Raw genomic sequence first — 14,643 nt, 5'->3', positions numbered from 1 at the left:
GTGTCGAAATTGCTCACGTAGCGCAGGCGCTCCTCGGCCCCGCGCAGCTGCGTGATGTCGATGCCGGTGCCGAGCACGTAGTCGACACTGCCGTCGTCCCGGCGCAGCACGGTGCTGTTCCACAGGAATCAGGGCCATGCGCCCGAAGCGCAGCAGCAGGAAGCCGAGCGGCTTGCCCGACGCGCGCGCCTGCGTTTCCAGTTCGGCGAAGCGCTCGCCCAGCAGCTGGCGGTTCGGGAGGCCCGTGAGCGTGTCGAAATTGCTCACGTAGCGCAGGCGCTCCTCGGCCCCGCGCAGCTGCGTGATGTCGATGCCGGTGCCGAGCACGTAGTCGACACTGCCGTCGTCCCGGCGCAGCACGGTGCTGTTCCACAGGATCGAGCGGATGTTGCCATCGCGCGCGGCCCACTCGCCCTGCACGGGCTGCGGCAGGTTGTCCGCGACGAGCGCGTCGAACATGCGGTGCGCCGCGTCCGGGTCGCCGGCCTGGCGGATCACGTCCCAGCCGTGGCGGCCGATGGCTTCCTGCGCGCGCCAGCCCAGCGTTTCCTCGCAGGCGCGGTTGAACATCACGATCCGGCCTTCGGCGTCCATCAGAAGTACCAGCGCGCCGGCCGTCTCCACGATGGCGGACAGGCGGTTGCGTTCGTAGCGCAGGGCAGCCGTGCGCTCGACCACCAGCGCTTCCATGCGCGCATACAGGTCGGCCCGCTCGAGGGCCAGGGCGACTTGCTTGGCGACGCTGTCGAGCAGCGGCCGTTCGCCCTCCTCCAGTCCTTCGGCCGCGCACACCAGGTGCAGCACGCCGAGCCTGCGCTCCCCCGCCATCAGCGGAACGCACAGGCGCCGTTCGCCATCGGCAGCGCAGGCGCCGGCGCCCCGGCAGTCCGGGCACACGGAGGCGGCCGCGCCTTCGGACCTGACGACATGCAGCAGCCCGTCCGGTCCCGTCGTGCTGAGCGCGGCGCCGTCCAGGGCCGCCAGCTGCAGCAGACGCCCCAGCGCCGCGTCGGCCACGGCCGCTTCCGTCAGGGCTTCGTTGAGCGCGCCGGCGATGCTGCCCAGCAGGGCCAGCGAGCCGACCATGCGTTCCAGGCCCGCCTGCTGTTCCGCCAGCTCCTCGTTCAGGCGCAAGGCTTCCTCATGGGTGGCGACCAGCAGCTCGTAGATGCGGCGCCGTTCACCGGCCAGGAATTCCAGCGGCCGTTCGTCGCCTGCGGCGCGCTGCTCGAGCAGGCGGCGCACGCGGGCGAACAGCTCCTCGGGTTCATAGGGCTTGCGCAGGAAGGCGTCGGCACCCGCTTCCAGGCTGCGCACGATGTCCTGCAGCGTGGACAGGTTCGTCAGCAGCACGACGGGAACGTGGGCCAACGCGGGATCGTCTTTGATCGCGCGGCACAGCGCGTAGCCGTCCATGCGCGGCATCGCGATGTCGCTCAGCACCAGGTCCGCGCGCGCTGCCCGCATCTGTTCCAGGGCGGCGAGCCCGTCGGGGGCGATGCGGACCCGGTAGCCGCCCGTGCCCTGCAGCAGGCGGGCCAGGTACTGGGCCTGGGTCGGGCTGTCCTCGACCACAAGGATGTCCGCCAAGGGGGCGGACGGCAGGATATCTTGCGTTGTCATCATCGTTCTGCGCCGATTGTTCTGAAACCGCCGGGGTGCGAGCAGCCAGCACCCGAATGTGTCTTGCTGTGATGATAGCCAAGATGGTGAAAAAATAACATTGTTTCGTGAACTTGTCGCAAGAGAAACGTATGTACTGCGCAACCTCCTGCAACCCTCATTCTCGGGCATTCCTCCCATGCCAGGCCATCCCCTATCCTTCGATAGGCATGGGCGTCACATATTTAATGACAGCAAGCTTTCACATTGTTGTTTTGGGGCAACTATATGTGTGCGAATCAGCCTGCGAGGCCGTGTTGCAGCGCGTAGCGGATCAGCGAGGCATTGGTCGACATGCCCATCTTGCGGAAGATGCGGCTGCGGTAGGTGTTCACGGAGCTGACGCTGATGCCCAGTTCCGCCGCCACCTGCTTGATCTGCAGCCCGGCCCCGATCAGGGCCACGATTTCCGATTCGCGCGGGGTCAGGTTCTCATGGGGCGCGCGGCCCGTCGGGTCGCTCTCCTGGGCCAGCAAGGCTGCCACCCTTGGACTGACCCAGGCGCGCCCGGCGCCGGCGGACCGGATCGCTTCCACCAGTTCGCTCGACGCCATCGATTTCGACACGTAGGCGAGCGCGCCGGCGCGCAGGGCCGCCAGCGCGTAGCGTTCTTCCGCATGCATGCTCAGCATGACGATCGGCAGCGCGGGAAAGTGGCGGCGCAACTCGGCCAGGCCGTCCAGGCCATCGCTGTCGGGCAGGCTGATGTCCAGCACCGCCACGTCCGGGCGGACCTGGGCGATCAGCGCGATGGCTTGCTTCAGGTCTGCGGCTTCGCCGACGATTTTTAGGTCGGCGCTGTGGCGGACGATCTTTTTGACTCCTTCGCGGATCAATTCGTGATCGTCGGCGATAACTACCCTGGTCAATGTGCTTCCTTATACATCCGAGCCGGTCTGTCCGGCAAAGCGGGCATTCTAGGCACCGGCCTGATCACATTGCAAACATAATTATTGGAGACTTAACAATTGCATTATCTTTCGAGAGAATTTCGTCGATAAAATTTCGTCGCAAAAAGCCGTGCGCCGCGCTTTAGGCTACAATGTTGCCTCCGCCGCGCCTGCTTGCCACGCGCCTGCCATGTGACGGCGGACCATCCATGAACGACAGGCTGTCCCAGGTCCGGTTCGCACCTTCGGTTCCGGAGCGCAGACGGCAGCCGTACAGATGCCTATGAAATCTCTGATGTTTTACGCGCTGGCCCTGGCCGGCGCAGCCAGCAATGCCTTGGCCGACGATACCGGCGACGTCCCCGATCCGCCCCAATCGACCTACTTCACGCAAGCGCCGACCAAGCCCATTCCCGAGGGCAGCAACTGGTACACCTCGGCGGAACTGGGCGCGATCTCGACCTCCGGCAACACGACGGGCACGTCCGTCACGGGCAAGATCGACGCGCGCCACGAAATGAAGAACTGGAGCAACGAGTACATCGTCAGCGGCTATTTCAAGGAAGACGAAATCGTCAACGACGACGGCTCGCGCGAGCGGACCCGCTCGGCCCAGCGCTATTCGGTGTCGGCCAAGGCGGCCTACAAGCTGCTCACGGACGGCAACCGCGCGTTCGTGCTGGGTTCGCACGTGAACGACAAGTTCGGTGCGTACACCCGCTATTCCTCGCTGTCGGTCGGTTACGGCACGCAGCTGATGCGGCGCGAGGACAAGACGGTGGACGTCGAGGTCGGTCCCGGTTACTTCCACGGCGAGAACGCGGAAGGGGGCATCGAGTCCGGCATGACGGTCCGCGGCGCGGCGCAATTGCGCTGGCGCGTGAGCCCGTCGGCCGCGTTCTCCCAGAGCATCAGCGTGGAGCGCAGCACGGCGAACACCCACTCGATCGCCGAGACCGCCCTGTCGACCAAGATCAACGGGACGATGCAGATGAAGGCGGCGTTCAGCGCCCGCAGCGACACCAACGTCCCGGAAGACAAGAAGAACACGGATACGCAGACGTCGCTGACGCTGGTGTACTCGTTCTGACGCTCTCGTCCTGACGCGTTCGTTCGGCCGCAGCCGCTGCGGCTGCGGCGTACCAGCATGCCGTCCCCGGCGCCGCCGGGGACGACGTATTTCTTATTTCTTCAGCAGGATGCGGCCCTTGAGCTGGATCGTGCCCTGCCCGGTCGCCATGTCCTCGCCACCCAGGATGGCGCCGCTGCCGGTCGCCTTGGCGTAGCGGCCGGTGCCGCCCGTGATCGAGAAGCTGGCGTTGGAGAACACGTACTTGGTGCCCTCGCCCGTCGGCACGAACTGGCCGCTGTAGTTGGCGAACAGCAGCTCGCCGGTCAGCGTGGTGATCATGAACTTGCCATCGGTGAACGTGTAGCTGGTACCGTTCTGGTTGATGCAGTCGCTCGACAGGAAGGTCACGCGGCCCAGCAGCTCGCTGGTACCGTAGCCCAGGATCGTGCCGCCGAATTTCGAGGCGCAGCGCAGCGACACCCCCGGGATTTCCTGCAGTACGCCGGACAGCTCGAGGTCCTGGTAGGCGGTCTTGGCGGCGGATGCACCGAAGGCGGCGCTCAGCAGCAGGGAACCAACGACGGCGCGCAGGGCGAATTTGGACATGGTTTCTCTCCGAAACAGTGTAAAAGTTAATTGGAGTTCAATATTAACTATTTCACATTCGGAGCAGCGCACGGCTGAGTTCGATCAGCCCGGAGGCGCGGCGCCTTCCGCACGCGTACGCGGGTAGCGCGGCAATCCATCGTCGATCGCCAGCCACGCCACGCGCTGGCTCGTGAACGTATGATCGTCGGGCGGGGCCAGTTCCGGGTCGTCCAGGCTGCCCGTCGCGACGTCGATCTCGTCCTTCGCCTCGTCCGTCTGCCACGTCAGCGTCGTGCCGCAGTGCGGGCACAGGCCGCGCTCGACGCCGGGGCCGGAACGGCGCAGCAGCGGCGGCGGCGCCGTCCAGCGCAGCGCGTTCGTCGCGACGCTGAACCAGGCAAACGCCGGGGCGCCGCTGGTACGCCGGCAATCGACGCAGTGGCACAGCGTCCGGTTGGACGCCGGTCCCGTTACTTCATAGCGCACCGCGCCGCACGCGCACCCTCCCTGCCACTTCACGTCCGATGCCATGACCGCCTCCCAAACATGTCCGGGCCTTCAGCGTACCGCGGCAGCCGCCTCCCGCGGCGCACTGCCCGCCAGCAGCAGCGCGGCCAGGCTGACGAGCGCCGCCACGCTCAGGTACCAGCCGACCCAGTCCAGGCCGTGGTTCGTCGCGAGCCAGGTGGCGATGTAGGGCGCCAGCGAGGCGCCCAGGATGCCGGCCAGGTTGAACGTGAGCGACGCGCCCGTGTAGCGCACGGCGGGCGGGAACATCTCGGACAGCAGCGTACCCAGTGGGCCATAGGTCATGCCGATCAGGCACTGGCCGATCACCATGAACGCGATCACGAGGGCGAGGCTGCCGGAACCGAACATCGGGCCCAGCACGAGGCCGAACACGGCGATCGCCGCCGATACGCCGATCATGGCGGCGCGCCGTCCATGGCGGTCGGCCAGCACGGCGGCGATGGGGATCGTCAGGCCGAAGAACACGATGGCGACCAGTTGCAGCACGAGGAATTGCTGGCGCGAGTAACCGAGGGCCGTGGTGCCCCAGGACAGCGCGAACACCGTCATCAGGTAGAAGATCACGAAGGTCGACAGGGCCGCCAGCGTGCCCAGCACGAGGGGGCGCCCGTGGTGCGCGAACACTTCGACGACGGGCAGGCGCACGCGCTCGTTGCGGTCCAGCACGGCCTGGAAGTCCGGCGTCTCGGTGATCTTCAGGCGCACGTACAGGCCCACGATGACGAGCAGCGCGCTGGCCAGGAACGGCACGCGCCAGCCCCAGGCGAAGAAGGCGGCGTCGCTCAACGTCTCGGACAGCAGCAGGAAGATGCCGCCGGACAGGAAGAAACCCAGCGGCGCCCCCAGTTGCGGGAACATGCCGTACCAGGCGCGCTTGCCGGGCGGCGCGTTCTCGGTGGCGAGCAGCACGGCCCCGCCCCACTCGCCGCCTAGGCCCAGGCCCTGGCCGAAGCGGCACAGCGCGAGCAGCAGCGGCGCCAGCGTCCCGATCGTCGCATAGGTCGGCAGCAGGCCGATGACGACCGTGGACACGCCCATGGTCAGCAGCGCGGCCACCAGCGTCGCCTTGCGCCCGATGCGGTCGCCGAAGTGCCCGAACAGGGCCGAGCCGACGGGCCGCGCGAAGAAGGCGATGGCGAAGGTGGCCAGCGATTGCAGCGTGGCCGCGGCGGCATCGCCGGCCGGGAAGAACAGCTTGGGAAAGACCAGGACGGCCGCGGTGGCGTAGATATAGAAGTCGAAGAACTCGATGGTGGTGCCGATCAGGCTGGCGAACAGCACGGTCGCCGGTTTGTTGCGCGGTGCAGGTGTCGTCATTCGCCGTCCGCCAGGCTCAATGCGCTCACGACTTCCTGGTCGTCCTCCGGGCGCACGACGCGCGCGATCTCCTGGCCGTTCTTCATGACGATGACCGTCGGCCACAGCTTGACGCGGAACGAGCGTCCCAGCGCGCGGCCAGGCCCGTCCTCGACCTTGATGTGGGCGATTTCCGGGTACTGGGCCAGCGCACGCTCGATGTGCGGCTCGGCGGCCTTGCAGTAGCCGCACCAGTTGGTGCCGAAGTCGATGGCGGTCACGCCACTGCGCGCGTCGATGGCCGCCCGGTCGGGCTGCGCGGTCTCATAGGGCTTGGTCATGCTGGATCTCCTCGTGAATCTCTTCGTTGTCCTTGCCGCTAGCCTACCCCAAATGCGGTTTTACGGGAAGAACGGGCAATCCGGATGCGCGCCTTAGGTGAAACACCGAACGGAATACGGTCCGGCCCGCTGGCATGCTGCAGGCATACCGTTTCGAAGGAGTCCATCATGTCCGACAACCTGAACAACCGCGGCCCGCAGGACCGCAGCCGCATCAGCCTGAGCGAGAAGTGGGAAGTGCAGTACTGGACGAAGGAATTGAACGTGACCGAGGAGCAGCTGCAGCAGGCCGTCAAGCAGGCCGGCAACAGCGTCAACGCCGTGCGCGAGCACCTCGCCAAGCTGCACTGATCGACCCCTGCTGAACGGCGGCCTGTCGTCCGCTTAGTGCCGCCCTGCTGCCCCACCCGGGGCAGCGACCTGTCCGCGTCCGCCGGGCAGCCGCCGCCGGCGCGCCCGGTGCGCCCCTGTGCCATCCACCGCGCCCCCGCCATCCCAACGAAAGGAGCCCAATGGACATCCACGGCTATTTCTCGAACCTCGACATCGAATGGACCAATGCCGCCTTCGCGCTGGCCGCGGCGGTGCTGACCTTCGTCCTCATCCACGGCGCCGTCGCGCTGTTCCGCAAGCGCCTGGCCGCTTTGTCCGGCGAGCGCGCCCACAAGCCCATCGTCGAAGTCTTGCGCCACACGCTGGCGCGCACGAGCCGGTTCGCCATCTTCGCCACCGCCGTGCTGGTCGGCCTGGAAGTGCTGGACCTGCCGGCGCCCTGGAACGCGCGCGTCGACCACCTGTGGTTCATCACGCTGGGCGTGCAGATCGCGCTGTGGCTGCATCGCGCCATCGAAGTCACTGCGCGGCGCTACTTCCGCGTGCACGGCAAGGGCCTGGAAGACGACCAGGTCACCGTCGCCCACACGCTCATGATCTGGGCGCTGCAATGGAGCGTGTGGACGATCTTCGCCCTCGCCATGCTGTCCAACCTGGGCATCAACGTCACCACCTTCGTCGCCAGCCTCGGCATCGGCGGCGTGGCCGTCGCGCTGGCCGTGCAGAACATCCTGGGCGACCTGTTCGCGTCGCTGTCGATCGCCGTCGACAAGCCGTTCGAGGTGGGCGACGCCGTCTCGGTGCCCGAATTCTCCGGCACCATCGAGCACGTGGGCCTGAAGACGACGCGGATCCGCGCGCTGTCCGGCGAACAGATCGTGATCGCCAACGCCGAGCTGCTGCGCAAGGTCGTGCACAACTTCAAGCGACAGAGCACGCGCCGCGTGCAGTACGCGCTGCGCATCAACCCCTCCACGCCGCCGGAACTGGTGAGCCGCGTGCCGGACGCCCTGGGCGACATCATCAAGGCACAGGACAAGGTGAAGTTCGACCACGTGAACCTGACCGCCATGAACCAGGACTACCTGGAGTACGACATCGTCTACAACATGCAGGAAGCGGACTACGGCCTGTTCCTGCGTACCCAGCAGGCCGTGTTGCTGCAGACGATGGCGATGCTGCGCGACCTCGGCATCTCGACGGCGCCGCGCGCCCAGCAGCTGCTGGTGCACGACCCGGCCGCCGATTCGGCCGCGGCGGCGAAGGCTGCCAACGATGCGCGCGGCGCCGACGGGCAGGATGGCGGCGCGATCGAGCTGCCGGACGGCCGCGGCAAGCTGCAGTCGCGCCCCACCCATTGAGGGACCCTTGTTGCGGCGCGGAATACGAACGCCGCGCCGCAGCCGCAGCGCATAGAATTCGAACCTCCACGAATGCAACGGAGGTTGAGAATGCCCGAACAGAACCAGCTACAGCCCGCACAACAGCAGACGCCACCGGGCACCGAGGCCCTGCTCCAGCCGAAGGCCGACCATGGCGAGACGAGCTACGTCGGCCACGGCCTCCTGGAAGGCAAGGCCGCCGTCATCACGGGCGCCGACAGCGGCATCGGCCGCGCCGTCGCCATCGCCTATGCGCGCGAAGGCGCGGACGTGCTGATTTCCTACCTCAGCGAGCACGAGGACGCCAAGGAAACGGCGCGCCTGGTCGAGGAGGCGGGCCGCAAGGCCGTGCTGCTCGCCGGCGACCTGGCCGACCCGGCCCAGTGCCGCGCGCTGGTCGACCGCGCCGTGCAGGAATTCGGCCGCATCGACATCCTCGTCAACAACGCGGCCTTCCAGATGAGCCACGAGTCCATCGAGGAGATCCCGGACGAGGAATGGGAGCGCACGTTCGCCGTGAATATCTCGGCGATGTTCTACATCTGCAAGGCGGCCGTGAAGCACATGCCGAAGGGATCGGCCATCATCAACACGAGCTCGGTGAACTCGGACAAGCCCACGCCCACGCTGCTCGCCTACGCGACTACCAAGGGCGCCATCGCCAACTTCACGGCGGGCCTGGGCCAGCTGCTGGCCGACAAGGGCATCCGCGTGAACTCGGTGGCGCCGGGCCCGATCTGGACCCCGCTGATCCCGTCGACGATGCCGCCGGACGAAGTGGCGAGCTTCGGTTCGCAGACGCCGATGAAGCGTCCCGGCCAGCCGGCCGAACTGGCGGGCACCTTTGTGTTCCTGGCGTCGAACGCGGCCAGTTCCTACATCACGGGCGCGCGCATCGCCGTCACGGGCGGTACGCCGGTGCTGTAAGCCAGTGCTTCAGGCGTCGAGCCGCTTGAGCCGCTGGCCCAGGATCCCCCAGCGGCAATCGACGCCGTCGAGCCGGGCGCACAGCGCCCAGCCGGTGCCGATCTTCTCGACCGTCACGCCCGTCTCGATTTCCCTGGCCAGCTTCTCGGCCCAGATACCGGCCGCGCCCCTGCCCTTGAACAGCTCATTGCCCTCGTAGACGACGGTGGCGTCGAACACGGGCATGGCGAATACGGTCATGGTTTACCTCTGCTTGTTACGTGAAAGCGGCATCGTACCATCGCCGCGGGATCGTTTGCGGCCGCGTGCCGGCGTGCCGGCGCGCGAGCGTCACGCGTCGTTCGGGAAGCGGTTCGCGTCCGCCGGCTGGTCCGCCGGCGGCGCGGGCGCCTCCTCGGCGGGCGGCTGCGGCAGGTCGGCCGGCGGGCCGCCGTCCTGTTCGAATTCTCCACCCTCCTCGACCGGTTCCTCTTCCGGCTCCGCGCGCGGCGCCGGCGGCTGCGGCTTGCGTCCGCCCGGGAACAGCTGGTCGGCGCTGATCTTGCCGCTGTCGAGCATGCCCTTGAAGAAGTCGCCCACGAGCAGGATCGCGCTGTGGCCGCCCTGGCCCCAGTAGTTCGAGCGCATCGTCACCCGGTTGTCGTTGAAGCCGACCCAGGCGCCGGCGACGAGGTTCGGGTGCATCATGATGAACCAGCCGTCCGCATTGTTCTGCGTCGTGCCGGTCTTGCCGGCGACGTCGGCGTAGATGCCGAAGCGGTAGCGGATCGCCGTGCCCGTGCCGCGGTTGATCACGCCGCGCATCATGTCGATCAGCGTCACGGCGCTCTCCTGCGACAGCACGCGCTGCGGCGCCTGCGAGCCGAAGTCGGCGACCACCTTGCCGTCGCGGTCCGTGATGCGGCGCACGAACACGGGGCGGCGGTACTCGCCCTGGGCCGCGATGGTCGAATAGGCGCTCACCATTTCCAGCAGCGTCACGGGGCTCGTGCCCAGCGCGATCGACGGCACCTGCTGCAACTTGCTCTGGCGGATGCCGAGGTTCTGCGCGAGCTTCACGATGGGTGCCACGCCGACGTCGCGCGCGACCTGGGCCGTGATCGTGTTCTTCGACAGCACCAGGCCGTCGCGCATCGTCAGGTGGCGTCCCGTGGTGCCGCTCATGTCGGTCGGCCGCCAGCGCGTGCCGTCGGCGAAGCGGATTTCCGTGACGGCGTCCAGGTAGGGATGCTCGGGGGCGATGCCCTGCTCCAGCGCGGCGGCGTAGACGATGGGCTTGAAGGTGGAGCCGGGCTGGCGCGCGGCCTGGGCCACGTGGTCGTACTGTTCGCGCTGGAAGTCGCGGCTGCCGACCCAGGCCTTCACCTCGCCCGTGGTCGGGTCCATCGCCACGAATCCCGCCTCCAGGCGCGCCTTCGTCGTCTTCAGCGCGCGCATGAACTCGCGGTCGCCTTCCAGGCGCTTCAGCGCGGCGGCCGGAGATTCCCCGCCGTCGACGGCCTTGCGGTACTCGGCCGACTCGCGCACGAAGGTGTCGAGCAGCGCGCCATGCGTCTGCCAGTAGTAGGCGAACGGCGTGACGCCCTCGCGCATACTGGTATAAGTATTGGTCGACGTCGAATTGACCTGCCAGGGATGGGCCCAGTCGACGTCGGCGACTGCCTGCAGCGCGTCGGACTGGCGTTCGACGGCGCGCAGCGCGGCCTGCTGCAGGTCGTAGTCGAGCGTGGTCTGCACCACCAGGCCGTCCTGCTGCAGGTCGGCGTCGTTCTTCTCGGCCCAGTCGATCAGCCACTTGCGCACATAGGTCGTGAAATGGTCGTCCTTGGCCGTACGCTCCTGCTGGCGCGAGAAGCGCAGGCGCAGCGGGCGCTTGACCAGTTGCGCGTAGCGCTTCTCGTCGATGGCGCCGGCCCTGAGCATCTGGCCCAGCACGACGTTGCGGCGCGCCAGCGAGCGTTCCGGATTCGTCACCGGGTTGTAGTAGGCCGTGCCCTTCAGCATGCCGACCAGCGTGGCCGCTTCCGTCTCGTTCAGCTGGGCCGCCGGCTTGCCGAAATAGGTGCGGGCCGCCGCCTCGATGCCGTAGGTGTTGTACAGGAAGGGCACCGTGTTCAGGTAGGCTTCCAGGATCTCCGTCTTGCTGTAGGTGTTCTCGATCTTGAAGGCCGTGATGAGTTCCTTCAGCTTGCGGTTGATGTTGCGCGCGCGGCCGATCTCTTCGCGGAACATATTGCGCGCCAGCTGCTGGGTGATGGTCGAGCCGCCCTGGGCGTCGCCGCGCAGGTTGGCGACCGCCGCCCCGGCGATGCGCGTGAAGTCGACGCCGTGGTGGTCGTAGAAACGGTGGTCCTCGGTGGCGATCAGCGCCGCGATCACGTGCGGCGAGACCTCGGCCAGGCGCACGCGCTCCTGCACGCCGCGCTCGAAGCTGGCCAGTTCGCGGCCGTCGGCGGACAGGACGACGGTCGGGCTGGCCATGCGTGCCTGGCGCACGTCCTTGATGGCCGGCGTCAACGGGAACAGCAGCGCGATATAGCCGGCGAACAGGACCAGCAGCAGCACCAGGCTGCCGGACACGATCCACAACCAGCGCTGCAGCGGCGGCTTCTTCATCAGGTGCGCGCGCGTGCGTTCGTAGCCTTCCTTCGCCTGCGCGCTGGCGCGGTCGATCAGCCGGCGCTCGCGCCCGTCCCACTTGCCGTCGTCATGGTCATCCACGGTGGTCTTGTCCCATCCTGCTTGTCAGAGGCATAAGTATAGCTGAGCCATCCCCCGCGCACGGTTCGCTGCATGACGGCAACCTGCGGCACGGCAGCCCGGCTAGGCCGGCATGCCATGCGGACGAACGTGCCGGCCGTTGCGCAGCAGCGCCTCGACCTCGGGGCCGGAGGCGGCGCGGGCGAACACGTGGCCCTGGACCTCGTCGCAGCCGCGCCGGCGCAGGTAGTCCAGCTGGGCCAGGGTCTCGACGCCTTCCGCGATCACGCGCATGTGCAGGCCGCGCGCCAGCTCGATGATGGCCGACACCAGCGCGGCATCGTCGGGGCTGGACGCGATGTCGCGCACGAAGCTGCGGTCGATCTTCAGCACGTCGACGGGAAAGCGCCGCAGGTAGGACAGGCTCGAGTAGCCGGTGCCGAAATCGTCGATGGACAGCTTCACGCCCATGGCCTTCAGCTCGCCCATGGTCCGGATCGCGCCCTCGACGTCGGCCATCACGAGGCTTTCCGTGATCTCGACTTCGAGAGAGCCGGCGGCCATGCCCGTCTCTTCCAGGACGCGGGCGATCTCGCGCACCAGGCCCGGCTCGGCGAACTGGCGCGCCGACAGGTTCACGGCGATGCGCAGCGGCCCGTAGCCCGCGTGCTGCCAGTCGCGGTGCTGGCGGCAGGCCGTGCGCAGCACCCAGGACCCGATCGGCACGATCAGGCCCGTTTCCTCGGCCAGGTTGATGAAGCGGTCCGGACGCACCATGCCCAGGCTCGGGTGGCGCCAGCGGATCAGCGCCTCCAGCCCCACGACGGACCCCGTGCCGAGGTCGACCTGCGGCTGGTAGAACAGCTCGAATTCGTCCTGCAGCAGCGCGCTGCGCAGCGCGCCTTCCAGGGCCAGGCGGTCGCGGGCCCGCGCGTTCATCGCCGGGGTGAAGAACTGGACGGTGTTGCGGCCCACTTCCTTGGCGCGGTACATCGCGACCTCGGCGTGCTGGACCAGCGTGGCGGCGTCGTTGCCGTCGGCGGGGAATACGGCGACGCCGGCGCTGCCCGTCATGACCAAGTTCTGGCCGCGCAGCACGAGCGGGTGGGCCAGGGCCTCCAGCACGGCGCGCACGGTGGCCGCTGCCTCCCCTTCCGTCTCGCGCCCGGGCAGCACGAGCACGAACTCGTCGCCGCCCGTGCGCGCCGCCGTGTCGCCGCGGCCGATGGCGCCCGCGATGCGCGCGGCCGCCGCCTTCAGCAGCTCGTCGCCGGCCTCGTGGCCCATGGTGTCGTTGACGAACTTGAAGTGGTCGAGGTCGAGGGCCGCCACCCACACGTTGGCCCTTCCGGCGGCGGCATTGATGGCGCCATCGATGCGGTCGTGCAGCAGCGAGCGGTTGGGCAGGCCCGTCAGCGTGTCGAAGCGCGCGCGCGTCTCCAGCTCTGCCTCGTAGCGCCGCGCCGTGCTGACGTCGTACTGCGTCATCACGAAATGGTCGGTCGCGCCGTCGTCGTCGAAGACGGGGGCGATGTAGACCTCCGCATCGATCTCGCGCCCGTCGCCGCAGCGAAGCCGCATCGACACGTGGGCCTCGCGCCGCGCGCGGATGGCCGCGCGCAGCTCGGCGACGGCGGCCTGGTCCGGCTCCTGCATCCCCAGCTCGTGCAGCGGACGCCCGACCACGTCCGCGGGCGCCAGCTTGCGCATGCGCACGAAGGCCGGGTTCACGTATTCGATCGGATAGCCGGGCCGGGTCGCGCTGATCAGGATGATCGCGTTCGCGCTGGCGTCGATCGCGCGCCGGTACAAGCGCAAGCCGTCGAGCGCGCTGCGCAGGTCGGCGGTACGGCGCCGGACCAGGCGTTCGATGCGGCGCGTGCGCTGCACACGCGCCTCGACCCAGGCGGCAACCGCCACGCTGGCCAGGCCGCCGAGGACCAACGTCAGCAGGGGCGCGGTGCCGTCCATCATGCGGCCGGAATAGCCGGCCATGCGCAATTCCCAGGGCTGGCCGGCAAAGGTAAACGCGCGGCTCGCGCGGAAGACGGTGTCGCTCGACCCGGCCAGCCACCAGGGATCCCGCCCCCCGGGCGCCGCCTCGCGCCGGTATGCGAGGCGGCTGCCCATGGCCGAGGGACCGTACAGCTCGATGGTCATGTCGCCCCGCTCCAGCAGCCGCGATCCCCGCATGCTCCTGTCGAGCAGCACGGCGACGTCGATGACGACGGAGGTGTTGCCGAGCACCGTGGCGGCGTTGCGCGGGACGTCTTTCGCATAGACGGGTAGCATCAGGATCAGGGCCAGGTGGTCGGGTTGCTGGAGCAGCGGCATCAGCCCGGTCGATGCCGCCCTGCCCGCGCGAAGCGCTTGCGCGAAGGCTGGCCCCTGGCCCGGCGAGGCCAGCACATCGTAGCCCAGCAAGAATTCATTGCCGGCGAGCGGCGCGACGTAGTCGACGACGAGGTAGCGCTGACGGTTGCTCGCCGGCACCAGGCGGTTGCCCTGGCGTTCGCGGAAGGCGAAGCCGGGATCCAACGCGCGCCGTTCGGCTTCGTAGGCCGGGCGCGCCGCGTCGGCGACGAGCCGGTGGAACACGACGGAACACAGGTAGGCGTGGTCGTCGAGCAGCGGGCCGACAAATGCGGCGAACTCGTCGCGGCCCACGATGCCGACGGCGGCGAATAGTGAGTTGACGGCGCGCAATATGTCAGACGCACCGCCCAGACTGCGCGTCACGGCCGCCTTGCGCACTTCGGCCCGCTGCAGGAATTCCGCGCGCTCCCTTTCGATCTCCGCGTCGCGCACCACGGTAAACAGCACGGCCGTGACGACGAGCCCCGCCAGCAGCGTGAGCAGCGTGGCGGCGGCGGGCAGCCGCATGCGTGCGCGGGCGGTGGGCGCGATCGGTGTCAACATGG

General features: G+C 68.2%; 13 protein-coding genes. 4 read left to right on the top strand and 9 right to left on the bottom strand.

What is annotated here, in order from left to right; translation table 11 throughout:
• Nucleotides 1–1,626: response regulator (locus ACI1V7_RS07720; RefSeq protein ID WP_404531165.1), on the bottom strand; the 1,626-nt coding region annotated here is incomplete at its 3' end.
• Between the two features lie 275 nt (nt 1,627–1,901).
• On the bottom strand, nt 1,902–2,531 hold the full coding sequence (locus tag ACI1V7_RS07715; protein WP_404531164.1) for a response regulator: 630 nt from the start codon (nt 2,529–2,531) through the stop codon (nt 1,902–1,904).
• 316 nt (nt 2,532–2,847) lie between these two features.
• Here ACI1V7_RS07715 and ACI1V7_RS07710 point away from each other — a divergent pair, with 316 nt between their 5' ends.
• Nucleotides 2,848–3,642, top strand: coding sequence for a DUF481 domain-containing protein (locus tag ACI1V7_RS07710; RefSeq protein WP_404531163.1), 795 nt, complete (start codon nt 2,848–2,850; stop codon nt 3,640–3,642).
• Nucleotides 3,643–3,735: 93 nt separating this feature from the next.
• Here the strand turns inward: ACI1V7_RS07710 and ACI1V7_RS07705 are convergent, their stop codons facing one another.
• The 4 genes from ACI1V7_RS07705 to ACI1V7_RS07690 form a co-directional block, all read right to left on the bottom strand.
• Nucleotides 3,736–4,230 carry a hypothetical protein gene (locus ACI1V7_RS07705; RefSeq protein WP_404531162.1) on the bottom strand — a complete coding sequence of 165 codons (495 nt, stop codon included), beginning with the start codon at nt 4,228–4,230 and terminating at the stop codon, nt 3,736–3,738.
• Nucleotides 4,231–4,314: 84 nt separating this feature from the next.
• Nucleotides 4,315–4,743 carry a GFA family protein gene (locus ACI1V7_RS07700; protein WP_404531161.1) on the bottom strand — a complete coding sequence of 143 codons (429 nt, stop codon included), beginning with the start codon at nt 4,741–4,743 and terminating at the stop codon, nt 4,315–4,317.
• Nucleotides 4,744–4,770: 27 nt separating this feature from the next.
• Entirely contained in the window at nt 4,771–6,060 is a 1,290-nt protein-coding gene (locus tag ACI1V7_RS07695) for an MFS transporter (protein WP_404531160.1), read from the bottom strand.
• On the bottom strand, nt 6,057–6,380 hold the full coding sequence (locus tag ACI1V7_RS07690; RefSeq protein WP_404531159.1) for a thioredoxin family protein: 324 nt from the start codon (nt 6,378–6,380) through the stop codon (nt 6,057–6,059). The genes ACI1V7_RS07695 and ACI1V7_RS07690 overlap by 4 nt, the downstream gene beginning before the upstream one ends.
• A gap of 168 nt (nt 6,381–6,548) precedes the next feature.
• On the opposite strand from ACI1V7_RS07690, the gene ACI1V7_RS07685 reads away from it, so the two are divergent.
• The 3 genes from ACI1V7_RS07685 (at nt 6,549) to ACI1V7_RS07675 (ending at nt 9,022) form a co-directional block, all read left to right on the top strand.
• On the top strand, nt 6,549–6,731 hold the full coding sequence (locus ACI1V7_RS07685; protein WP_404531158.1) for a DUF3606 domain-containing protein: 183 nt from the start codon (nt 6,549–6,551) through the stop codon (nt 6,729–6,731).
• Between the two features lie 161 nt (nt 6,732–6,892).
• Nucleotides 6,893–8,074: a mechanosensitive ion channel family protein gene (locus ACI1V7_RS07680; RefSeq protein WP_404531157.1), complete on the top strand. Its 1,182-nt coding sequence runs from the start codon at nt 6,893–6,895 to the stop codon at nt 8,072–8,074.
• Nucleotides 8,075–8,164: 90 nt separating this feature from the next.
• Nucleotides 8,165–9,022 (top strand): glucose 1-dehydrogenase, encoded by an 858-nt coding sequence (locus tag ACI1V7_RS07675; protein WP_404531156.1) that lies wholly within the window; start codon nt 8,165–8,167, stop codon nt 9,020–9,022.
• A gap of 9 nt (nt 9,023–9,031) precedes the next feature.
• Here the strand turns inward: ACI1V7_RS07675 and ACI1V7_RS07670 are convergent, their stop codons facing one another.
• From ACI1V7_RS07670 to ACI1V7_RS07660, 3 genes are all read right to left on the bottom strand, one after another.
• Entirely contained in the window at nt 9,032–9,262 is a 231-nt protein-coding gene (locus ACI1V7_RS07670; RefSeq protein WP_404531155.1) for a hypothetical protein, read from the bottom strand.
• A gap of 90 nt (nt 9,263–9,352) precedes the next feature.
• Nucleotides 9,353–11,743, bottom strand: coding sequence for a penicillin-binding protein 1A (locus ACI1V7_RS07665; RefSeq protein WP_404531154.1), 2,391 nt, complete (start codon nt 11,741–11,743; stop codon nt 9,353–9,355).
• A 102-nt stretch (nt 11,744–11,845) separates the two neighbouring features.
• Entirely contained in the window at nt 11,846–14,641 is a 2,796-nt protein-coding gene (locus tag ACI1V7_RS07660; protein ID WP_404531153.1) for a bifunctional diguanylate cyclase/phosphodiesterase, read from the bottom strand.
• Between the last annotated feature and the right edge of the window lie 2 nt (nt 14,642–14,643).

Origin of the sequence: Massilia paldalensis, assembly GCF_044901715.1 — a bacterium.
Taxonomy (GTDB): Bacteria; Pseudomonadota; Gammaproteobacteria; order Burkholderiales; family Burkholderiaceae_D; genus Telluria; species Telluria paldalensis.
The sequence above is the reverse complement of the archived record's forward strand: the minus strand, read 5'-3'. Positions and strand labels throughout refer to the sequence as shown.